Source organism: Alteribacillus sp. JSM 102045 (assembly GCF_041949975.1).
In the GTDB taxonomy this organism is placed as follows: domain Bacteria; phylum Bacillota; class Bacilli; order Bacillales; family Marinococcaceae; genus Alteribacillus.
In genome coordinates this window covers 270220-292661 of record NZ_JBHFQG010000001.1, presented here as the reverse complement: position 1 = coordinate 292661, position 22442 = coordinate 270220, and the positions used below count along the sequence as shown (strand labels likewise).

Annotated in this window: 20 protein-coding genes; all 20 read right to left on the bottom strand. The window is 41.4% G+C overall.

Going from position 1 to position 22442, the window contains the following annotated elements:
* Positions 1 to 109: 109 nt before the first annotated feature.
* The 20 genes from ACE1TI_RS01370 to ACE1TI_RS01275 all read right to left on the bottom strand — a co-directional run bounded on the left by ACE1TI_RS01370 (position 110) and on the right by ACE1TI_RS01275 (position 22437).
* Entirely contained in the window at positions 110 to 1165 is a 1056-nt protein-coding gene (locus tag ACE1TI_RS01370; protein WP_375005768.1) for a phosphotransferase family protein, read from the bottom strand.
* A 41-nt stretch (positions 1166 to 1206) separates the two neighbouring features.
* A complete protein-coding gene (locus tag ACE1TI_RS01365; RefSeq protein WP_375005767.1) occupies positions 1207 to 2052 on the bottom strand; it encodes a 3-hydroxybutyryl-CoA dehydrogenase in 846 nt (281 codons plus the stop codon).
* Between the two features lie 18 nt (positions 2053 to 2070).
* A complete protein-coding gene (locus ACE1TI_RS01360; protein ID WP_375005766.1) occupies positions 2071 to 2841 on the bottom strand; it encodes an enoyl-CoA hydratase/isomerase family protein in 771 nt (256 codons plus the stop codon).
* Between the two features lie 21 nt (positions 2842 to 2862).
* On the bottom strand, positions 2863 to 3678 hold the full coding sequence (locus tag ACE1TI_RS01355; protein ID WP_375005807.1) for a crotonase/enoyl-CoA hydratase family protein: 816 nt from the start codon (positions 3676 to 3678) through the stop codon (positions 2863 to 2865).
* Positions 3679 to 3711: 33 nt separating this feature from the next.
* A complete protein-coding gene (locus ACE1TI_RS01350; protein ID WP_375005765.1) occupies positions 3712 to 4488 on the bottom strand; it encodes an enoyl-CoA hydratase/isomerase family protein in 777 nt (258 codons plus the stop codon).
* Between the two features lie 343 nt (positions 4489 to 4831).
* The gene (locus ACE1TI_RS01345; RefSeq protein ID WP_375005764.1) at positions 4832 to 5797 is read right to left on the bottom strand and encodes an NADPH:quinone oxidoreductase family protein; all 966 of its coding nucleotides are present in this window, start codon (positions 5795 to 5797) and stop codon (positions 4832 to 4834) included.
* A 16-nt stretch (positions 5798 to 5813) separates the two neighbouring features.
* Positions 5814 to 6788: an NAD(P)H-dependent flavin oxidoreductase gene (locus tag ACE1TI_RS01340; RefSeq protein ID WP_375005763.1), complete on the bottom strand. Its 975-nt coding sequence runs from the start codon at positions 6786 to 6788 to the stop codon at positions 5814 to 5816.
* On the bottom strand, positions 6785 to 8014 hold the full coding sequence (locus tag ACE1TI_RS01335; RefSeq protein WP_375005762.1) for an acyl-CoA dehydrogenase family protein: 1230 nt from the start codon (positions 8012 to 8014) through the stop codon (positions 6785 to 6787). Before ACE1TI_RS01335 ends, ACE1TI_RS01340 begins: the two co-directional genes overlap by 4 nt.
* Before the next feature lie 29 nt (positions 8015 to 8043).
* Positions 8044 to 9618: a class I adenylate-forming enzyme family protein gene (locus ACE1TI_RS01330; RefSeq protein WP_375005761.1), complete on the bottom strand. Its 1575-nt coding sequence runs from the start codon at positions 9616 to 9618 to the stop codon at positions 8044 to 8046.
* Between the two features lie 26 nt (positions 9619 to 9644).
* Positions 9645 to 10229 (bottom strand): TetR-type transcription factor C-terminal domain-containing protein, encoded by a 585-nt coding sequence (locus ACE1TI_RS01325; protein WP_375005760.1) that lies wholly within the window; start codon positions 10227 to 10229, stop codon positions 9645 to 9647.
* 17 nt (positions 10230 to 10246) lie between these two features.
* A complete protein-coding gene (locus ACE1TI_RS01320; protein WP_375005759.1) occupies positions 10247 to 10771 on the bottom strand; it encodes a TRAP transporter small permease in 525 nt (174 codons plus the stop codon).
* Positions 10772 to 10791: 20 nt separating this feature from the next.
* On the bottom strand, positions 10792 to 12123 hold the full coding sequence (locus ACE1TI_RS01315) for a TRAP transporter large permease (protein WP_375005758.1): 1332 nt from the start codon (positions 12121 to 12123) through the stop codon (positions 10792 to 10794).
* Between the two features lie 147 nt (positions 12124 to 12270).
* Entirely contained in the window at positions 12271 to 13422 is a 1152-nt protein-coding gene (gene dctP / locus ACE1TI_RS01310; RefSeq protein WP_375005757.1) for a TRAP transporter substrate-binding protein DctP, read from the bottom strand.
* A gap of 373 nt (positions 13423 to 13795) precedes the next feature.
* Complete coding sequence (locus ACE1TI_RS01305; RefSeq protein WP_375005756.1) at positions 13796 to 14977, bottom strand: thiolase family protein; 1182 nt, start codon at positions 14975 to 14977, stop codon at positions 13796 to 13798.
* A 376-nt stretch (positions 14978 to 15353) separates the two neighbouring features.
* Positions 15354 to 16976: an alpha-glucosidase gene (locus ACE1TI_RS01300; RefSeq protein ID WP_375005806.1), complete on the bottom strand. Its 1623-nt coding sequence runs from the start codon at positions 16974 to 16976 to the stop codon at positions 15354 to 15356.
* A 93-nt stretch (positions 16977 to 17069) separates the two neighbouring features.
* The gene (locus ACE1TI_RS01295; RefSeq protein WP_375005755.1) at positions 17070 to 17696 is read right to left on the bottom strand and encodes a YesL family protein; all 627 of its coding nucleotides are present in this window, start codon (positions 17694 to 17696) and stop codon (positions 17070 to 17072) included.
* A gap of 24 nt (positions 17697 to 17720) precedes the next feature.
* Complete coding sequence (locus ACE1TI_RS01290; RefSeq protein WP_375005754.1) at positions 17721 to 19298, bottom strand: FAD-dependent oxidoreductase; 1578 nt, start codon at positions 19296 to 19298, stop codon at positions 17721 to 17723.
* Between the two features lie 19 nt (positions 19299 to 19317).
* Positions 19318 to 20169 carry a carbohydrate ABC transporter permease gene (locus ACE1TI_RS01285; RefSeq protein WP_375005753.1) on the bottom strand — a complete coding sequence of 284 codons (852 nt, stop codon included), beginning with the start codon at positions 20167 to 20169 and terminating at the stop codon, positions 19318 to 19320.
* An 18-nt stretch (positions 20170 to 20187) separates the two neighbouring features.
* The gene (locus tag ACE1TI_RS01280) at positions 20188 to 21057 is read right to left on the bottom strand and encodes a carbohydrate ABC transporter permease (RefSeq protein ID WP_375005805.1); all 870 of its coding nucleotides are present in this window, start codon (positions 21055 to 21057) and stop codon (positions 20188 to 20190) included.
* 105 nt (positions 21058 to 21162) lie between these two features.
* Positions 21163 to 22437, bottom strand: a complete 1275-nt coding sequence (locus ACE1TI_RS01275) for an ABC transporter substrate-binding protein (RefSeq protein WP_375005752.1) — start codon at positions 22435 to 22437, stop codon at positions 21163 to 21165.
* Positions 22438 to 22442 lie beyond the last annotated feature (5 nt).

The following is a 22442-nucleotide window of genomic DNA, read 5'->3' as shown; positions in this document are numbered from 1 at the left end:
TTGCGGCAGAGCCTGCTTGAGGAGGCTTCACCTCGAAGAAAACGCAGCAAAAACAGCCGGTCGTGAAAATAGATCACAACCGGCTAGTATTTTTAAAACAGACTGTTTCTTAAACAATTCTTCGGAGCCTTGCATTCTCGGCCATTTCCATTAAATTAGAAATACTTTTATTCAACGTGCTGAATCTTCTGTCTTCTATTTCTCCTATTTTCCAGCGAAGATATATTTGCTGAAGTATGCCAGCCAGTTTATAGAAACCAAACGCTGCGTAGTAATGAATATTTGAAAGGTCCCGGCCGCTTGCTTTTTCGTACTCCTGCAAAAACTCGCTTCGGCTGTAAAAGCCGGGCTGATCGGTTATCCTCGATATCCCCATATCCGGATCATCCGCATCCGCCCAATATGCAATCGTTGAGCCGACATCGGTTAAGGGATCACCAATTGTAGAAAGCTCCCAGTCTAGTATCCCTACTGTTTTTCCTGGATCAGCCGAGTCTAGCACCATATTGTTTAATTTAAAATCATTGTGTACAATCGTGGTTTCCTTTTCTGGAGGCAGATAATCCACCAGCCATTTTTCAAGCTCCGGGATGCGGGGGACATCATCCGTCAGAGATCTCTCATACCGTTTGATCCAGCCATGAACCTGCCGCTCCAAATAACCCTTTGGCTTTCCGAGATCCTGCAAATCAGCTTCTTGATAATCAATCGATTGAAGGGTTACAAGGGTGTGAATAACATTTTTGGAGATCAGCTTCCCTGCTTTTTCTTTATCCTCATACGCAGCAGGCAGTTCATCATCCACAACGACACCATTCTTTTTTTCCATCACATAAAAGTGCTTATCCATAACCGCTGGATCTTCACAATAGAGATAGGGCTTCGGTGCAAGCGGAAAAACTGGATGCACTTTTTTAAGAATACGGTATTCTCTGCTCATGTCGTGAGCTTTTGGAGGAACATAACCAAACGGCGGCCGTCTTAGAACCGCTTCCCAATCCCCAATACGTATCAAATATGTTAGATTAGAGTACCCTTCTGAAAATTGCTGAACCTCCATATTTCCTTTCGGTAGATCTTTCAATTGGGAACGGAGATAGCTTTCAATCTTTTTCCAATCCATCGTTTCCTTTTGTCCATCGTTTTTTGTATTTTGACGGCTCAAGTGCTCCCACCTCCTTATGCACATGGCGTGCTGCTTAAGTGTTATTCATAAGAATAAAAGCCTTGGCCTGATTTTCTTCCTAACCGTCCGGCTCTTACGTATTTTTTCAATAAAGGCGCGGGTCTGTATTTTGAATCATTTGTTTCGGTATAAAGCGTTTCAATGACAAACAGGGTCGTGTCCAGCCCAATCAAGTCAGCAAGCGCCAGTGGTCCAATCGGATGACTTGCTCCCAGTTTCATTCCTTCATCAATGTCTTCTGCGCTCGCGATGCCTTCTCCGAGTACAAAAATGGCTTCGTTTATCATGGGGACTAGAATACGATTCACGGCAAATAAAGGGGCGTCCTCTACAGAAATGGCTGTCTTATTAAACTCTTTCACCAGCCGATGTGCCGTTTCAAAGGTTTCATCCGAGGTCTGCGCGCCCCGCACGACCTCCACCAGCGGCATAACCGGAACAGGATTAAAAAAATGTGTGCCGATGACCTGGCCGCTTCGGCTTACCGCTCCAGCCATCTCTGTAATACTCAGTCCGGATGTGTTAGAAGCGAAAATCGCAGATGGCTTGCATATGCGGTCGAGCGATGCCAACAGCTCTTTTTTAGGCTCTATTTTTTCGATAATCGCTTCAATAACAACATCTGCGTCTTTTACATCTTCCATATTTATGGTGGCAGTGATACGATCTCGAATACCATCTGCGGCAGCCTGGTCTATTTTTTCTTTTTCTACATTGCGGCGCAGAGTCTTTTCAATACGATTCAAGCCTTTGTTTAATCCTTCTTCATTAATATCACAGAGCAACACGTTGTATTCTGCTTCTGAAGCGACCTGTGCAATTCCATTTCCCATCGTTCCTGCACCGATAACTGCAATTGTATCCATATTGAGATTGGCTCCTTTCTACTTGCCGGCAAATTCTGGTTTTCTTTTTTCCATAAATGCTTGAACGCCTTCTTGTTTATCTTCTGATTCACATAGTTCTCCAAATAGCTCACTTTCAAGAGCCTGTCCTGATTCCATCGTTTGACCGAGTCCTTCATTAACCGCTCGCTTTGCTTTGGAAAGGGCAAGTGGACTGTTTCGGACCATTTTCTCTGCCAGCTCTTCCGCTTTTTCTAAACCCCCGCCCGCAGAGACTATATGTTCTGCTATACCTAAACGATATGCTTCTTCTGCAGTAAGCGTTTCACCCGAGAAGATCAGCTCTTTTGCCTTTCCGGGACCTATCAGCCGTGAAAGACGCTGTGTGCCACCATAGCCAGGGATAATTCCAAGGCCCGTTTCTGGAAAACCTATTTTCGCGTGCTCTTCTGCAATTCTTATATCACAAGCAAGAGCAAGTTCGAATCCCCCGCCAAGGGCCATTCCGTTCATGGCACAAAGCACCGGAAAAGGAGCATTGGCAAGCTTATTAAATATCCTCTTGCCTTTATTCACCAGCTCTATTCCCGTTTGTTTTGTTAACGTTGGAAATTGGCTGATATCTGCTCCAGCTGCAAAAGCTTTTTCTCCTGCTGTCGTTACTATCACTACCCGCGCCTGTTCCGAGTGCAGCACTTCTTCAACAGCTTCATCCAATTGGGACAGGAGTGTATCCGTCAGCACATTCAAAGGCGGATTTTGAAGTGTGATAACAGCCGCTGCTTCTTTCCACTGAAGATTTATATCCATTGGTTCCTCCCCTATTTTCTGTTAAAAAAACGAAGGCATATCCTTGCTTACTTTCATTGTAAACTGAGGATTTCTTTTTTCTAAAAAAGAAGATACACCTTCTTTTGCATCCGGCCGGCTGCCTGCCCACTGAATCATTTTAGATTCAAGCCGGTGTGATTCCTCCGGATGGTTTGCGCCTAGCATTTTCCACATCAGCTGACGGGAAAGGGCGATAGAAACGGCTGAGGTTTGTTCGGCAATCCTTTTAGCTTTTTCTCTGGCTAAAGGCAGAAGCTCTTCTGGAGGAACGACCTCACTGACTAAGCCTGCTTGTTTTGCTTCCTCTGCTGGAATGATTCTTCCAGAGTAAACCCAATCACAAGCTGTACTGATACCGACAATTCGCGGTAAAAACCAGCCGCTGCAGGATTCTGGCACAATACCGCGGCTCGCAAAAACAAATCCCATTTTTGCTTTTTCAGATGCGATCCGAATATCCATAGGCAGGGTCATCGTTATACCCACGCCTACAGCCGCTCCATTAATAGCTGCGATAATTGGCTTTTTCATTTCATAAAGACGCAGTGCTAACGTACCACCGGTGTCCCGGTATTTATCCGGCGGAGTCTCGTTATCTACAAACGCAGAAGCGCCGCCTTCTAAGTCAGAGCCTGCACAAAACGCTTTTCCATCCCCGGTGATGATAATAGCTCGGACGTCATCATTGTAATCTGCTTCATCTAGAACCGTTAATAATTCATCTAACATCGCCTGATTGAAAGCATTTAGATGTTCCGGACGCGTAAGGGTTATCGTCATGACCCCATCGTTTGTTTCGGTTTGTATGATCTGCATCACCACTGTCTCCTCCCCAACATTTGAGCGTTTTTATTTCCCTGCAAACGATGGTTTCCGCTTATTTAAAAAGGCTTCTACTCCTTCTGCGTGATCTTCTGTTTCAAGGAGCAGGGATTGAGCAATCGTTTCTTGAAGCAGCGCTGACTCAAAGGACAGCTCTCCAACCCGGTTTAATAATTTTTTCTCATATCCTTGACTTAGCGGTGAGGCATTCACAAAAGACTGAGCAAATGCTTCTGCTTCCTTAACGACATCATCCGCTGCTAAACGGTTGATTAACCCTTTTTCATACAGTTCCTCTCCCGAAAGTGCCTTGCCGGTTGCTATCCATTCTTTTGCGAGAGGAAGAGGTACTCTTTCTGTTAAAAGTTTCGTAAGGCCTAAGTCAGGAATCAATCCAATATTCGTAAAGCTGCTCACAAATTTTGTATCTTTGTCTGATATGAGAAAATCGCACGCTAACGCCAGGCTGAACCCAGCGCCCGCCGCAAAGCCATGCACCGCAGCTATCGCATATTTATTTAATTCAATAATCGTTTTAGTGAAATGGGAGGCTTTTTTCATCCATGCAGTTATATCACCTGCGCCGTTTAAGGTTTGCATGGCAGCAATATCTCCGCCTGCACAAAAGGCAGGACCTTCTCCGGAAATAATAATGACCTTTACATCCCGATTGTTATCAAGCTCCTGCAGTGCTTCGATAGACTGTTCAACCAGTTCCGTCGATAAAGCATTTCGTTTCTCCGGCCGGTTAAGTACAATGTGTCCTATATGCTTACTTACACTTACCTTTATTGGATTTTCCATACCGGGTTCCCCCTCGTATATTATATTTAAGCCCTCTTTGAAGAGCTTATTTCCTTTTTCCTTAAGGGTGTTTTCACATACTTTGTTGTAGATTATAGCCACTGTTAAAATACACTTCGCTTTCCGCGGGCAACGCTTCAGCCTCCTCGGGAGAAAAACGCTCCCTGCGGGGTCTTCAGCCGTTGCTTTTCCCGCAGGAGAGGGGCGTAAAGGTATGACGTTCACCAGTAAAACCCAATTAATTACTGGTCTAGTTTCTTGAGGCCATTTTTCGTAAAAATGATCTTTCACAGATTCATTTTTCATCCATTTTTTGTTGACATATCACCACAGGTCGTTTTTTTTAAGGTTTTATGACCACTTTTCCATACGTTTGCCGCCCTGCTAACAGATCGAGCGCTTCGGTGACCTGCTCCAAAGGAAACTCTTTATAGACCACCGGTGAAATGGCTCCCTTTTGATGCAGTTCCATCAATTCTTCGTGGGCCTGGACGACTTTTTCCGGATATTTCTTTCTAAATAAACCGAAATGCACTCCAACGATAGAGTAATTTTTTATTAAGGCATGGTTGGTCGGAACTTCTGGGATTCTTCCACCAGCAAAACCGATAACAAGAATTCTTCCTTCAAAGGCAATACATTTTCTCGAACGGTCAAACATATCGCCTCCAACGGGGTCATAAATCACATCTGCTCCTCTTCCATCCGTAAACGCTTTCACTTTTTCGACAAAGTCTTCTTCTCGATAATTAATCACAAGGTCTGCTCCCAGCTCCTCACATACTTTTACTTTCTCAGCGCTGCCGGCAGTAGCTATAATTTTTGCTCCCGCCGCTTTCCCTAATTGAATGGCAGCTGAGCCCACTCCTCCGGTGCCTGCATGCACTAATAGTACTTCTCCTTCCTGCAGGCGTCCGCAGCGGTGCAGAGCATAATAAGCGGTCTGGTAGGTGATAAACACAGGCGGCAGGGTTTCAGGGATCGGAAAAACGTCTTCTTCTTTTACCACCACATACTCTTTCCAGCCGCCATCTGGAAGCTGCGGCGTTGCTAATACACGCTGTCCCTTCGTACTGGTTGTATCTGGTCCGGCTTCTGTTATTTCACCTGCGATTTCTGCACCTGGAATAAAGGGAATCGATGGTTTTTCTTGATATTCTCCTTTACACAATAAAATATCAAAAAAGTTCAGAGCAGCGGCTTCCATTCTAATAAGCACTTCACCAGGCCCCGGCTCGGGTTTAGGTATATCTGCTAAATGCAGTACTTCTTTTGGCTCCCCTAATTTTTGTACTTGCCAGGCTTTCATTTTTTCTCTCCTCTCTCTATTGCTTTACTGTTAATTGGTTATGAGCTTCCCGGTAGGATTCTTTCAGCTCCTTTGTCATTTGCCGAACGGTTTGTATTTTTGTGACAGAACCTACTCCATGGCCGGCCGACCAGACGTCCTTCCATGCTTTGGTCTCCGAATGTTCGCTTACGTTATGCTTATTTACTTTTTTCTCAAGGATATCTTTTGGATCAATTCCTACTTGTTTAATACTAGGGATAAGATAATTCGCATTCACCCCGCTGAACACATCGGTATACATGATATCTTCCATGGTGGATTGAACCAGCATTTCCTGATATTCTTCTGGTGCTGAGCTTTCTGCCGCTGCTATAAATTTTGTGCCGATATAAGCAAAATCAGCTCCCATTACTTCGGCGGCTAACACATCTCTTCCATCTGATATACTCCCTGCTAAAACAGTCACACCGTTAAAGAATTGTTTCACCTCTTTTAAAAATGCCATCGGATGATAGGTGCCAGCATGGCCGCCTGCCCCGTTACAAACTAAAATGAGGCCGTCTACCCCTTTATCAGCTGCTTTTTTGGCAAAAAAGATATTAATAACATCAGCAAACACCAATCCACCGTACTGATGGACGATATCCACAACAGGTTTAGGATCTCCAAGTGATGTGATCACGATAGGAGGCTGGTATTTTTCAATCAGCTCTAAGTCCTCGTCATACCGTTTATTATTTTTTTTATGTGAAATAAAGTTTACGGCCCAGGGGGCGATTTTGCTTCCAGGGTTTTCTGCTTTCGCTTTTTGTATTTCAGATTTGATTTCTGTCATCCATTCGGCAAATGTATCACCTTTTCTAGCGTTTAATGCTGGAAAAGAACCTATAATTCCGGCTTTGCAGCCCTCAATAACCGTCGTTGGGTTGGATACTAGAAACATTGGCGCCATAATAACAGGCAATGTCATCTGGCTGGTAATGTCTGAAAGTAAATGGTTTTTATTCAATGCTGTTTCTCCTCTCGTTTACCGAATTTTTCACGTAATTCAAGACGTCCAATATCACGAAGGTGAACTTGATCTGGTCCGTCGACGATACGAAGCGTTCTTGCATTCGCCCAATGTTCCGCTAAAGGAAAATCTTCTGTAACACCCGCTGCTCCGAACACTTGGACGGCTTCATCAATTACTTCAATAGAAGTTCGCGGTGCTGCAATTTTTATCATCGCAATTTCTTTACGTGCCGCCTTGGCTCCTTCAGTATCAATTTTGTGAGCAGCATGTAAGGTTAGAAGCCGTGCTTGTTCAATCTTAACCCTTGCATTAGCAATAACCTCTCTTATCACTCCTTTATCAGCAAGCTTTGAGCCAAATGCTTCCCTTTTATCAGCGCGTTCACAAAGCAGATCTAGCGCTCGCTCAGCTGCACCAATCGCTCGCATACAATGGTGTATTCTTCCTGGCCCTAAACGCGACTGTGCGATTTCAAATCCTTTTCCTTCTTCATATAGAAGGTTTGAAGCAGGCACTCTGACGTTATTGTAATGGACTTCGGAATGGCCATGAGGCGCATGATCAAAACCATATACAGGCAAATGACGTTTCAGTTCTACTCCTTCTGTATCAAAAGGTACTAAAATCATGGATTGCTGTTCATGCCTGGCTGCGTTCGGATCGGTTTTTCCCATAACAATCGCAATCTTGCACCTTGGATCCATCGCTCCTGACGACCACCACTTTTTAGCATTGATGACGTATTCATCCCCATCACGTACGATGCTGCTTTGAATATTAGTCGCATCAGAGGAAGCAACGTCTGGTTCGGTCATGGAAAAACAGGAGCGGATTTCTCCATTTAATAATGGTTTCAGCCATTTGTCCTTATGCACCTCAGTACCAAATTTCATTAATACTTCCATGTTACCAGTATCAGGGGCGTTGCAGTTAAATACTTCAGGTGCGATAAGCGAGCGTCCCATTATTTCACAAAGGTACGCATATTCATAGTTTGTGAGACCCGGTCCGTATTCTTTATCGGGGATAAACAGATTCCATAAACCCTGGTCTTTGGCTTTTGCTTTTAATTCTTCCATAATCGGAGGAATATGCCAGCGTTGTTCTCTTTCACTTAATTGTTCTTCATACTTTTTTTCATTCGGATAGATTTCCGTTTCCATAAACGTTTCTAGTTTGTTTTTAAACTCTTTGGTTTGCTCGGAAATTTCTTTTAGCAAATGAATCTCTCCTTTTAGAAGTGGTAGAATCAGGCTTGTGTATTTTCGTATGATTTTAATTGATGCTTTAAAATTTTCCCCGATGCATTACGCGGCAGCTCTTTTAATGATTGGAACACTTCCGGGGTTTTGTATGTTGCTAAATACTGTCTGCAATACGTTTTCACTTCCTCGATATCAAGGGAGTGTAATTCTGCTGGTACGAGAAATGCTTTTACTTTTTCTCCAAGCACAGGATCCGGAACCCCAACAACAGCCGCATCTTGTATGGCGGGATGCCCTTTTAATACATCTTCTACTTCAATCGAAAATATTTTTTCGCCGGCTCGGTTAATCATGTCTTTTTTCCGGTCCAGGATATAGAAAAACCCATCTTCGTCCTTAGCCGCAATGTCGCCTGAGCGCCAAAACCCCTCATCGAAAGATTTTTGGTTTGCTTCAGAGTTGTTCCAATACTTTTCAATCACCATCGGGCCTTTAATAAGTAATTCTCCTTCCTCTCCAAGACTGCATGCCTTGCCGTTGCCATCAACTATTTTCAGCTCTGCACCTGTAACAGGCAGACCGACAGAAGCTGCTTTAGAATCCGGATAATCAACAGGCATTAACGTGGCTGGCGAAGCCGTTTCTGTTGCTCCGTAAGCGTTATGGTATGTTGCATTTGGAAAGGAGGTCTTTAACATGTCGAGTGTTTCTTGATAAATGGGTGATCCTCCATAGGCGACTTTTTCGATGAAATCAAAGGAGTATTTTTCAAATAGTGGACTGGTTCGCATCATCGTAAAAATAGCAGGCACATTAAATAAAAAATTAATGTTGTAACACTGTATTTGTTCAATGTAGGTGTCGTTCTGATAGGCTTTTAATATGACAGATGTGCCGCCTGTATAGACCATGTGCAAAAATTGTCCAATTAAACCGGTTACATGAAAGAGCGGAACAGCAATCAACGTTTTTATTTCACTGTGGGTTTCAAATCTTTCGTTATAATTGATAAGGTTGTGAATCACATTGGCGTGGCTGAGTACTGCTCCTTTTGGCCGGCCGGTGGTCCCCGATGTGTAAATAATATAAGCTGGATCTTCTTCCTGAACAGAAACAACTTCTGGTTTGCCTGCTCTATTTCCTGCTGATGAAAGAAGGTCGCTCTCATCTTTAATAACAAAAGTCTCCATACGGCTTTGAATTCCTGGAATGCTTTTCCACTTCTCTTCATAGTTTTTTTCACTAATAAGCAGCCGCGGCGAAGCATCATTTAAAATGTATTCCATTTCTGCAGGTTGAAGTTTCACGTTCAGTGGCACCATAATGGCTCCAATTTTCGTGCAAGCAAATACAACCAAAGGAAAAGCCATACTGTTGCCAATCACAACGCCAACACGATCTCCTTTACTTATTCCATATCTCGACTGCAATGCCGCAGCAAGCAAATCGGTGTGTTCATCTGCCTCTTGATAAGTAAAAGCGGTGTCTTCTAATCGAACCATTTCTTTTTCGGGATGTCTGGCTGTTGTTTGACTTAAAACGTCTGCAATCGTTTTGGGACGATTCTTAAACATTTGCAGTCCGCTGCGGCCAAACAAAGTGACTTTCTCTGTTTCCATTTTTTATCCCTCCTGTTCCGTCAAAACTAGGTGAGCATTTTCAGTAAGTAATCCGCATAGGCATTGGCAATTTCGTCTTTGTTTTTATCTCCTTTTGGCGAATACCACTGCTGAATCCAATTCATTGCTCCGAGAATAATCATGCGTGCCATTTTTTTCTCCTGGACCGTAAATTCTCCTCTTTCCATACCTTGCTGAATAATCTTGTCAAAAATACCGGCATATTCATCGCGCTGCTTTAAGATCATCGAGATATGCTCATCTGAAAATGTCAGCCCCGGCTTTATAATCATGTTAAAGGTTTCTTTTTCTGTAATAGCTATTTCTATATGAAAAGTAATTGCTCTTTTCATTTTTTCTATCGAAGACGTCTCTGCTTCGTAAATATCCTCGAGTTTTTTTGAAGCTTCAGAGAGAATGAGCGTATGACATTCATACAAAAGTTCTTCCTTACTGGCAAAATAATAGTATAAAGCGCCTTTCGTCATTAATAATTCAGCCGCAATATCTTCCATGGTCGCGCCTTCATAGCCTCGTCTTGATATAATTTTAGAAGCAGATCGCAGGATCTCTTCTTTTTTCTTAGCGGCTTTCTTTTCTCTTAACTTCATTATGCTCCCCCCTTTTATTAGTCATTGTGAACAAGCAATGTCGCCTTCTTTTCTTCTATATTTTTTAATAAAATAAAGATATTTTCGACGATAATCATGGCAAATCCCAATGGAACGAGAAATAAAAATGGATACAGGGGATACATGGAACCTCCGGCTGGAAAAGCCATGCCTCTTTCCATTCCGCCGACTGCATAATTCCAGCTAAAGTAAACGACAAAGCTTAACACAAACAACTCAAGAGCCAGCAAAGCAAAGATAATTATTTTCTGAAGGTGTTCACCAGATTTAGAAACAAGCAGATTCATGCGGGGGAGGACACCTGTAGTATAGACATAAGCTAAAGCTGGAAACACTGCAAGCGGCATGAAATAGTTTTGCACAATCTCAAAACCGCCTCGTATAGACCCAAATAAAAAGTTCCGGCCGATTACGTCGTAAACTATGAAAAGCATCATGGCGACAATACTGATTCCGCTGAATATAGCACCGGCAAATTTGATATAATTAAATATTTTATATACTTTCCAAACGCTGTTCATAAAGGCTTTCTCCCTCCTTTTTATTCCATAGAATCAGGTATCCAAAGGACAAGGTCAGGGAATGCAATCATAATCCCTCCTACAACTACAGTAGCGACAAAGGCAAATAACATCGTATACCGAAATATAGGTTCAGGAGTCATTTTACTTGCACCCGAAACTGCATACACGCTCAATCCAACTGGAGGTGTGATTAAACCAACGGTACAGATAACAGAAATAAAGATTCCAAACCATAACACATCAACACCAATAGCCTGAATGATCGGCATAATCACAGGAATGGACATTAAAATAACAGCTGCTCCTTCAATAAACATAAACATAATAAACAATGCAATCGTTATAACAATCAATACAATGACTGGGTATTCCATGATCGGATCTAAGAGGTTAATAAGCTTTCGAGGCAAAAGCGATAAAGAAACAAACCTTCCGAAAATTTGGGCTCCAATTAAAATCAGCATTACCATTCCGGTCACTTTAATGGTTTCGGTTAACGCCCTGGTAAAGAAAGCGATGTTGACTTTACCGAGCACCAGCGTGGAAAGAAGCGCCGTAAAGGCCCCTACGGCTCCTGCTTCTGTTGGAGTAAATACACCGGAGTAAATTCCTCCGAAAATAACGATGACAATAATAAGACCTACTGCGTTTACGACAACCAGCCTCATTGCAGGCAGCTCTGCTTGTTGGGGTGGTCCTTTTCGTTCTGGTTCCAATCCTGCTGCTTCACTCGTTTTTTTGCGAAAAACATAGAAACAAGCAAGCATAACGATAATAAAAACAATCATTACTAGAATACTTGGAATGACCGCGGCCATAAATAAATCGCCGACCGGCGTTTCTGTTGCCACTCCATAAAGGATCAATATAATACTTGGAGGAACAATGCCGGATAATGATCCACCCGAAGCAGCAACTGCTGCAGCCAATTCCGGTTTGTAGCCATGCTTTGTCAGCTCCGGCACAGCAACCTGGCCTAATGAAGCAGCAGTTGCTGTCCCTGATCCGGAAACTGCCCCAAGCAGTCCTCCAATAATAATGGTTAAGGCGCCAAGTAAACTGTTATTACCTTTTGACAGGCGGTTGATAAAATAAAACATATCCTGGACAATACCGGATTGAAGTACAAACTGAGCCATTAAAACGAATAATGGAATCGTGGTGAGTGTATAGCTTGCGGCCCGGTTAAACGGTTCATTTCCCAGCAGACCAGGTAAAATGCTGAATCCTTCTAATAAAATAAGCCCAATGATCCCGCAGGCAAATAATACCGAATGAATATAAAGCCCTGATAGAAGAAAAACGATAAACATAAGTAAAATTACAGATATAATGAAAAACTCTGACATAATAGGGCCTCCTATGTGGAATAATCGCTTTTACGGGGAAAAAATAGAGCGCCTGCAAAAATAGAATGATAAAGAAAGCCAGGCGCCCGCGTTCGTTCTCTTAAAAGGCATTGCCTTCCGTAAAATTTATGCTATAGAAGAATTGGACTATTCATCTTCAAAATCCATCACAGCTTCTGGCACTTCGCCGCCTTCTTCAATTAATAAGTCTCTCCACATGGCTGCAACCTCTTCTCCTGGAAGACCATTGTTATTCAAAAGCTCAATATATTCGTACCAAGTATCCTCAATTCCTTTAACAAAATGATCCTGTACATCTTGGTCAAGGTCCTCAAAATCTACGAATGTTCCGCCTTCACTTTCATTAAACTCCACCATTTCTTCGGCACGGTCCATCCACTCTTGGGCCCCTGGTTCAAAAATGTCTTCATGAGCTTCTTCCATTGCATCCTGTACATGCTCCGGGAGTTCCTTCCATGTATCTTCACTCATCCCGATCATTGCGTTAAAATGTCCGAAATTCACGCCCGTTACAGTATACTGAAACAAGTCCTGGAATCCGTAGCCTGACCAGTCTGCAATGCTGTAAAAGCTGCCCTCAAAAGCACCGCGGCTCATTGCATCGTACATTTCAACGGCTGGCATCGTCACACTGTTAATTCCCGTTTTTTCAGAGTAAATTTCGTGAATACGAGACGGTGTGCGAAGAGAAGTCCCTTCAATATCACTTACCGAATTAAATTTATGACCTGTTGTAGAAATTGAATACTCCTGGGTAGTAGACAAAGGGAAAACATGAAAACCATCAAATTGCATTTCACTGTAAGTCATGCCGTCTGCCAGCTCTTCGTCACTTTCTACAAGCTTCTTCCAGGCCTTCGAAGCTATTAAAGTGTCTGAATGAGTCAACGGAAGCATGGTTACCTCTGCCATCGGAAATTGATCGGGTTCATAGATGGGGAGGACCAATCCTACGTCAATCGTTCCATTCTGTACTGCTTCCGCTTCTTCAGGAGTAGTAACTAACTCACCGCCTGTAAAGGTTTCAAATTCAACTTGACCATCCGTCAGCTCTTCTACCTTTTCCATCCAGGGAACCATCGAATTTTCCCACCAGGCATGCTGAGCACTCAACCCAGTAGCAGCCCGAAGGACAATCGGCACTGAGGTATCAGCTGCTGCATCATCCCCGCCGTTTTCTCCCTCTGCTGACGAATCATCACTGCCTCCACCGCAAGCTGATACAGCCAAAAGCAACAATATCGAAGTAAACACCATCCACCACTTCATTCGTTTCATTCATACCCCTCCTATTTTTCTTTTTAAAAGTTTAAAAAATAGAAATATTTAAAATTTTAAACTTATTAAATAAGAGTCATTCATCCCCCCACTAAGACCCTCTTCCTTTTATGTAAGGGCTTTCAATTCATGAAATACTTTTAACACTGTAGTTGAATTTATTCTAGTTGGTTAAATACATTCTATAAGGTTTAATTTTAAATTACAAGTATATTTTTAAATATTGCGACAGTTTCATATGACAAAAACCTTCGGTTGCAGTCAGGCAAGGCGACACATAGAGAAGGACAATAGATTTGTTGTCCTTTTTATAAACATATAAAAAGGAGCTCTCTCAAGAGTTTTGAGACAGCCCCTCTTCTTCCGAAAACAACTATTGAAGATTTTCCACAATCATAGCAGCTCCTGGTCCGCCGCCTGCACACAATGTGGCACACCCATATTTCTCCCCGCTTCTTTTTAATTCATGAAGCAGCGTAACTAGAATACGAGCTCCTGTAGCACCCACAGGATGACCTAGTGAAATACCAGAACCATACCGATTCACGCGCTTTAGATCAAGCTGAAGATCGCGGTTTACTGCTAGAAACTGAGCAGCAAACGCTTCGTTGATTTCCCAATAATCAATATCTTCTTTTTTAAGACCGCTCTGCTGTAACGCTTTTTTAACTGCAGGCACAACACCAATCCCCATTATTTTCGGATCTACTGCTGCTGAGGCAGCGCTTACAATTCTAGCCAAAGGTTGTAATTGAAGCTCTTCTGCTTTTTCTTCAGCCATTAAAATTAAAGCTGCCCCGCCATCATTCAGACTGGATGCGTTACCTGCTGTAACACTGCCATCTTGTTTAAAAGCCGGCTTCAACCCGCTGAGCTGTTCCGCCGACGTATTAGGATTAGGATTTTCATCGGTTTCCATCATAAAGGTTTCTTTTCTTTTCTTGACTTCCACAGGGACGATTTCGTCTTTAAAAATACCTTTTTCAGTTGCTAGTTTTGCTCTTTCTTGACTGAGGAGCGCCAAGTCATCTTGTTCATCTCTGGAAACACTGTATTCTTCTGCTAGATTTTCAGCTGTAATACCCATGTGATACCCATTAAAAGCGTCAAGCAATGCATCATGAAAAAGAGAATCAACTACCTTACCGTCTCCCATTCTGTATCCTTCACGGGCCTTTGGTAAAAGATAGGGCACATTGGTCATGCTTTCCATGCCAACGACCGCACCAGCGTCTATTTTTCCGAGCATAATATCGCCGGCAAGCATATCCGTCGCACGAAGGGAGGAAGGGCACTGCTGATTTATCGTAACAGCTACGGTCTCTACCGGACATTCGGCATAAATAGCAGCTTGTCTGGCCGTGTTTCCTTTGCAGCCTGCCTGATAGACATGCCCGCCAATGACTTCTTCTATTACATCAGGATCTACGCTTGCCTCTTCCAATGCTCCTTTCAGAGCAGTAACGCCTAAATCTACCGCTGTTTTGTCTTTTAAGGTACCGTTAAAACGACCTATTGGTGTTCTTTTTCCACTAACAATAACTACATTGCGCATCCTATCACTCTTTCTTTATTTTTATTAGAAAAATCTAAATAGTGCATCTATTACTATTGATATTAGCAATCTTTCAGCCTTCCGTAAATGTGAATCTGCAAAAAACATAGTAAAAGCCGGTCATAAAATAAATCATGACCGGCTATTTTGCTTGGATGTCTCTTTTTATGCAAGCTTTGCTATTGCTTTTAATATGATAGTTGGCAGCAGTGCTAGATGTAAACACTCCTCGAGCCGGACCTCACCCGAAATGCAGTAACTGAGACTTTAAAATCTTTTCAAGATCCTTGCTTGGTTACCGCTTCATCTTTCTTTTGCCTGCCTTGGGCTTTAAGGTTCCTTGTTTAACGAGGGAGGCTATGAACGTGATAATCATTTAAATAGAGTACAATCTCCCTTCATAGGGGCGGACCTTGTCTTGTTTTTTTTCATCTTTTTCATAGTTGCTTATAATCAGCTGGTCCAAGGAGGTTTCATAATCTCTTAACAGCGGGCAGTCTTTTTCTTCGTCGGAATGATTTAAAGCAATCAGCCAGGTGGTGTCACCAAGTGTCCGTTTATAGATATACAAACAGGATTCTTGACCGGAAAGATCTTCAAAGTCGCCATACACCATCACATCATGTTTTTTACGAAGGGCAATGAGTGTTTTATAAAAATAAAATACAGAATCAGAATCCGCAAGTGCTTGTTCCACATTAATATCTTTATAGTTTGGGTTAACCTTGATCCATGGTGTCCCGCTTGTAAAGCCGGCGTTCCTTTCTGCTGTCCAATGCATCGGTGTACGGGAATTATCACGGCTTAGCGGAAGCAGCTCTTCAAATACTTCCTCCGGGTCCCTGTCTTTATCCACTTCCTCTTTGTATTTATTTTTCATCGCTACATCGTTATAGTCTTCGATAGAAGGAAATCGAACACCAGTCATACCAATTTCTTCTCCTTGATACACATAAGGGATGCCAGGAAGCGTATGCAGCATCAAACCCAGCTGTTTCGCTGATTCTTCCCTGTACTCTCCGTCATTTCCATACCTTGTTACCTGACGGGTATGGTCATGATTGTTTAAAAATTGAGAGTTCCAGCCGCGTCCTTTTAACCCTTCATACCAGCGCTTCTGAATTTCTTTAAAACGAAGCATATCCCAGGATGGCATGTCATCGGCGACTTCAAAATGAAAGAGCGTATGCAGCTCTTCTCGGTCTTCTCCTACATACAACACGCCGTTCTCCGGGCCGACAAACGGGATTTCTCCGACGGTCATAATATCATAATGCTTGAAAACTTCTTCATGCATTTCGTGCAAATAATCATGGATGCCCGGATTATTTCCTAAATAGTCAAGGGCATATGGATCTTCTGCATCCGGAAAACCTTTTTGCTTAGCAAGAAGATTAATAACATCCAAACGGAATCCATCAATTCCTTTATCGAGCCAAAACCTCATCATGTTATAAATCTCTTCTCTTAATTCACGATTTTCCCAATTTAAATCAGGCTGCTCCACGGCAAAAGAATGAAAATAATATTGATCCGTTTGTTCATCCCACTCCCATGCAGACGGAGCGAAATACGATCGCCAATTATTCGGCGGTCCGCCGCTCACCCCGTCTTTCCATATGTACCAATCCCGCTTACGGCTGTCTTTAGAGGAGCGGGATTCTTTAAACCACGGATGCTGGTCAGACGTATGATTTACGACGAGATCCATTATCATCTTCATGCCGCGTGCATGAACTTCTGATACCAATCTATTAAATACTTCAAAGTCTCCCGCTTTTCCCATAATCGCATAGTAATTTGATATATCGTAGCCATTATCAACGTCTGGAGATTCATAGAAAGGATTGAGCCAGAGAACATCCACTCCAAGTTCCTTTAAATAGTCCAATTTTTCTATGACGCCGTTAAGATCGCCAAATCCGTTTCCGGAGGTATCATTAAAACTGCGCCAGTAAATTTGGTACACTACCGCTTCTTTCCACCAGGCTTTTTTCAAATACTTTTGGTTTTTCTGCTCTGTCTGTGTCATAACTCTCTCACTCCCAGTCAGTAATGCCGTGCTTACAATAGTGACGCGACGCATAAAAACTTATTTAGATACAGTACTTAGGTCTATTTTAAGAAAAATATGGTGACTAACACTGCCAATTATAAGTGCACCTAAACTAATACCAAAAAAGAGAAATAGGGCAGGCAGAAATAACATTAAATAATAAGAAACACTTATTCCAATTGCCATTATAAGAATATGCAGAGGTCTCATAATTCCTATAAAAATAGAATGTTTAATATAAGTTAAAAACCTTACATCATAATGTGAAAATACAGGAAAGAACATCATCACTGCTATAACATAGATGACACTTAACATTAACAGTAAAAATAGAAAAACAACTGCTATTTGCTTATCGATATCAATCAAAAAATAAATATCAGCTATTAAAATTGCTCCAATGAGAACAAAACAATAAAATAATCCGTTCACCTTAAAAAAATCTTTACGATAATAAGTTAAATAAATTCTCGTTATTGGGACCTTTTCTTTGGACAAGAATAATCTTCTGATTACAGCAAACATTGCTGAGGTAGAAGGCGCTGCCCCTAACACAACTCCTCCCAATATAGTAAAAATAATCCACAAAACATTGAGATAAGCTATATTCATAAACCATTCAAAAAACCTATTTAAACCTTCCATCCAATCTTTATAGGCCATGGGAAACGCCTCCTGCTGTTATTATTACCTTGCCTCTAATTTTGGCCACTCTATTTCTACGCCTTCTTCTATTAACATAGCTTGAAATTCTTTTAATAATTTTTCATCGTTTCTTACCTGAGCCGGCTGAAGCCCATGTGTAATACAATAAGATGCTAGATATCCTGCAGATTCACCAATATTCCATTCCACTGGGTGCAGCCTGTAGCATCCAGTAGTGATATGAGTCACTCCAATATTTTTTCCGGCAGCTATTAAATTTTTAACCCTTTTTGGAATTAAACTACCTAACGGGATTTGAAACGGCAAGCTGGACACATCTAAATAATTTCGATCTCCAGTGCTCGGATGAAGATCAATCCGGTAACTACCAATCCCTACTGAATCTTGAAAATATTCACCAGTGACTCCGGATTGATAATCTGGACTGACATGCTGTTCTAAAACTGTAAATTCAGCTTGGATTCTTCTGGATTCCCGAATATATGGCATTGCCAGACCATCTTCCGTTCCAACTATATCCTTCCTCAATCTTAAACCAGGGTAACCCTTTTTCCCATCAGGTCGAGGGGCTTCTGTTTGCATCCAGTACAAAAAGGAAAGAGATAGTTGCTTAGCCTGCTCCAAATGCTTATTTCTTTCTTCTTCGGAAACTTCAAAAATCGGTCCCAGCCAATAATCAATTTGCGGCCAATTAACTAAAGTAATATCACTCGCAAAAGCACCTTCCTCAAAATTGTCTTTGTCTATAATTCTTCTAAATAACCATAATGAATCAATAATTGTTCTGCCTTCTTGTTTAAATAAATCTCTTGTCCAGGGCTCCAGCGTTTCTGGAAAAGGATGGGTCCAGCTAAGTAATTTATCCGGCCAAAAATCAGGTTTATACTCTTTCCAAAAATCATAATCCCGCGGCTTTGCTATTGTATGGTCTTCCCCTTCTAAATAATCCAGTGCATAACACACACTGATAGACTGCATATCCAGCGGGTCTGCTTCATCCAATGCACTTGGTTCTCCTGTTTGTTCCTTAGATTCTGCACCGGTAATATACTCAATGCCAGCCACAGGCAGCACATCCCCGCATTCTGTTGCGTCTAAAAAGAAAGGGGCCTTTAAAACGAATAAATGACTCGTCTCTTCATTTTCTACTGTGATTGCTTCAATTTCATCCCCGTTTACTTGCGCGTCTTTTATTTTATGTTTATGCAAAATAGTCACTCTACCATTAGATACATATGGAGCTAACATTTCATGAAGTACAGAAAGAGCTGCTTTAGGTTCGTGACACAACCTGCTCACCCAGCCGTTTCCAGGATTTAATCGTTCCTTGTTTCTTGCAGAGGCTTTCATTGGATAATGACTGCGATAATAATCTCTTACTCTATTTCTAAATTCTCTATACGTTTGTGTACATCCAAATTGTTCAATCCATGGATGCTCATCGGGTGGAACGGCCTGGTTAGTTAACTGTCCTCCAATCCAATTTGTTTCTTCTGTCATAATAACTGTCTTGCCACTTTTAGCAGCAGACAGGGCAGAAGCAGTCCCTCCTACTCCTCCTCCAATTACAATAATATCTGCACTCATATTTTGAGCCATAAGTATATTCCTCCTTTTTTTATCCTTTAACTGCTGAGCTGGCAACTCCTTCAATAATGTATCTCTGGCCAATCAGAAAAATTATTATGATCGGCACCACTGAAGCTGTAGCAGCTGCCATCATTCCGGAATAATCAACGGAAAACTCTAACACAAAGTTATCTAAACCTAATGGAACAGTATACAAATCCTCACTTACTAAAAACACCAGAGCGTCTTCATAATTGTTCCAATTCCAGGAAAAGTCAAGAATAGCAAAAGTGGCAATAGCAGGCTTCGCTAAAGGTAAAAATATTTTAAAAAAGATTCTAAAATGACCTGCCCCATCCATAAAAGCTGATTCTGATATTTCATTTGGAATTGTAATAAAAAATTGACGCATATAAAAAACACCGATAATTGTAAAAATGGTTGGTAAAATTAAAGCCCAATGTGTATTATAGAGTCCTGCCCAATCAAACATTATAAACTTTGGCACAAATAAAACCTGAGGCGGCACCATCATCATCATTAAATACAATAAAAATAAAAAGTCTCTGCCTTTAAAATCAATTTTTGCGAATCCATAAGCAGCCATGGCTCCAATAAAAGTTGCTCCCACGGTTCCTAGAACTGCAATTTTGATCGAGTTTATATAATAATTTATAAAACTAAGTTCGCCAAACCAGACTCTTTCATGAGGAGACCAGTCAAACTTTTCAGGAATCCATTGAATAGGATACTCAAATATTTCATTTGGTGATTTAAAAGAAGTACTAAGCATCCAAAAGAAAGGAATGATCATAATAAAACCTGCAACCAGCAATACAACCGTCATAGTAGTTTTATATGCGTTTATATTGCTGAATTTTTTGTGTTTATTTAGCTTCACGTTTCTTCCCCCCGCAACTTAATAATGTACCCACTTCTTTTGACCAAACCATTGTAATAAAGTAATAGAGAATATTACTAAAAATAAAACAATAGCGATCGTAGATGCATAGCCAAGCTCATAATATCTAAATGCAGTTTGGTATACATACAAAGGGAGAATGTTTGTACTATTTGCAGGACCTCCGCCTGTTACAGCTTGAATCAAACCAAAGTTTTTGAAAGCGTTGGCTATTCCAATAATAAGTAAAAATAATGTAATAGGGCTTACGTACGGAAAAATAACATTTTTCGTAATCTGCCACCGTTTTGCTCCATCCATTTTCGCTGCTTCTTCCAGTTCTCTTGGCACATCCTGAAGAGCTGCTAAATAAATAATTATGTTAAAACCCATTATTTGCCATGCAGACATTATTATTATCGCATACATTGAACTGCTGCTGGATGCAAGCCAGCCAGGGGGATTGTCCACTCCTAAATTCATCAATAACACATTAATCGGGCCTTCAGAAGGGTTAAATAACAGCATCCACACAAAACCTATAGCTATAGGACTTATTAGGTACGGCAGAAAAAAAACTGCTCTTAATAAATTTTTCAAATAAACACTGCGATTTAAAAATACAGCTATTATAAATCCGAGAATCACTGAAATCGGCACATGTAATAGATACAAAAGGTTATTGCCAAATGCCTGGTAGAAAACAGAATCTCCTATAAGTCTTTGAAAGTTTTGAATACCAATAAACTCTGTTCCCTGCCCACTAGGTCCTGTCCAATTTGTAAATGATAATGCCAATGAAAAAAGCAAAGGAAATAAAAAAAAGATTGTCACGCCAGTTAGACTTGGCAAAATAAATAAATAGCCGATTAATTTTTGTTTTTTCATCCAATTCAATCAAATACGCCTCCCTTTACCTCAAATTAATTTTCTTTATGGGTAAGCGGTAAAGGGAGCCGAAAAATGGAATTTCGTGCTCCCTATCCTTGATAATTAATTTTCTCGTTGAAGATATTCATTATGAACATCAACCATCTGTTCGATAGTCTGATCTATATCTTGTTCTCCCATAAAATAAGCTTCCAATTGCTGATTAATGCTATCAAGCACTTGATATGGCGGGTCAACGATCATCTCAGTATCTTCAATTTCATATACGTTATCTAGGGACTCAGTATTGTAAGTGTTTTCTGCACCTTCAACAATTTTTTCTCTGGCTTCTTCAGCGGGCGCATCTTCAGATGCAGGCACTCTTCCACCAGGAGACAAATGAATCATGCCTTCATTTGTATACCACTTAATAAATTCCCATGCCTCTTCTGGATGTTCGGACTCTGCAACAATAGACATGGCATCCTCAACGTGGTGAGCCGGTGTACTTTGTCCTTCAAAGTGAGGGTATGGCGCAAACGCAATATTAAAGTCTCTTTCGTATTCATCTATATCATTAGTCATCCGAAGTCTCCAAGCTCCTGCTTGATACATTCCTATTTCTCCATCTATAAACATTTGCTCAGGCTTCATATTGGTGGCCACTTGTTCAGAAAGTTTTGGCATTACTTCGTCTTTATGCATCATCGTATGATACAACTCCAGGCCTTTTTTTACGTTCTCATGATCTAGGTTTGATTCTCCGTTTTCGTCAACTAACCCATCATCAATAAGAGCATTCTGGATAATGCCGTGAATCGTATCGTAATCAATGGCGTAAGAATAAGAAAAATCTTCATTTAAAACCTGAGCATATTCGTATACTTCTTCCCATGTCCAAGAATCAGGAACAGACAAATCATTTTCTTCTAATTTATCCTCATTGAGCATAATAAACAGGGCATTTGTATTTGTAGGCACCGCATAATAAGTCTCATCCATTTTCCATCTCTGTGCTGCCGAGCCGATCTTTTCTTCTATATCAAATTCTTCGGTATAGTCTGCTAAGTCTAATAGAAAGTTAGATTGCACCCGTTCTTCAAGATGATTTGGTGAATGGGACATTAAAATATCCATGTCCTCACCCGTTTGCAGGGCGGTATTGACTTTCATGTTGCCTTCATCTTCATTTACATAGCGTGTATATTCTACTTGCACATCAGGATTATTTTGATTCCATTCATCTACCGCGTCTTGAGGTCCGTTTTCGGGAGGCACCCCGCCCCAAAAATGCAACGTTACTTCATCACTTTCTCCTCCACTGTTTTCTTCTTCACCGCCACAAGCTGCAAGAACACCAATGAATAGGACAAACACTAAAAATTTAATTGGCTTCACTTTTT

What these genes read in the sequence shown, in the direction of transcription:
- ACE1TI_RS01365 (WP_375005767.1), bottom strand. Translation starts at nt 2,052, where the DNA reads ATGGATACAATTGCAGTTATCGGTGCAGGAACGATGGGAAATGGAATT.
- ACE1TI_RS01360 (WP_375005766.1), bottom strand. Translation starts at nt 2,841, where the DNA reads ATGGATATAAATCTTCAGTGGAAAGAAGCAGCGGCTGTTATCACACTT.
- ACE1TI_RS01355 (WP_375005807.1), bottom strand. Translation starts at nt 3,678, where the DNA reads ATGCAGATCATACAAACCGAAACAAACGATGGGGTCATGACGATAACC.
- ACE1TI_RS01350 (WP_375005765.1), bottom strand. Translation starts at nt 4,488, where the DNA reads ATGGAAAATCCAATAAAGGTAAGTGTAAGTAAGCATATAGGACACATT.
- ACE1TI_RS01345 (WP_375005764.1), bottom strand. Translation starts at nt 5,797, where the DNA reads ATGAAAGCCTGGCAAGTACAAAAATTAGGGGAGCCAAAAGAAGTACTG.
- ACE1TI_RS01330 (WP_375005761.1), bottom strand. Translation starts at nt 9,618, where the DNA reads ATGGAAACAGAGAAAGTCACTTTGTTTGGCCGCAGCGGACTGCAAATG.
- ACE1TI_RS01325 (WP_375005760.1), bottom strand. Translation starts at nt 10,229, where the DNA reads ATGAAGTTAAGAGAAAAGAAAGCCGCTAAGAAAAAAGAAGAGATCCTG.
- ACE1TI_RS01320 (WP_375005759.1), bottom strand. Translation starts at nt 10,771, where the DNA reads ATGAACAGCGTTTGGAAAGTATATAAAATATTTAATTATATCAAATTT.
- ACE1TI_RS01315 (WP_375005758.1), bottom strand. Translation starts at nt 12,123, where the DNA reads ATGTCAGAGTTTTTCATTATATCTGTAATTTTACTTATGTTTATCGTT.
- dctP (WP_375005757.1), bottom strand. Translation starts at nt 13,422, where the DNA reads ATGAAACGAATGAAGTGGTGGATGGTGTTTACTTCGATATTGTTGCTT.
- ACE1TI_RS01305 (WP_375005756.1), bottom strand. Translation starts at nt 14,977, where the DNA reads ATGCGCAATGTAGTTATTGTTAGTGGAAAAAGAACACCAATAGGTCGT.
- ACE1TI_RS01295 (WP_375005755.1), bottom strand. Translation starts at nt 17,696, where the DNA reads ATGGCCTATAAAGATTGGATGGAAGGTTTAAATAGGTTTTTTGAATGG.
- ACE1TI_RS01290 (WP_375005754.1), bottom strand. Translation starts at nt 19,298, where the DNA reads ATGGCTCAAAATATGAGTGCAGATATTATTGTAATTGGAGGAGGAGTA.
- ACE1TI_RS01280 (WP_375005805.1), bottom strand. Translation starts at nt 21,057, where the DNA reads ATGAAAAAACAAAAATTAATCGGCTATTTATTTATTTTGCCAAGTCTA.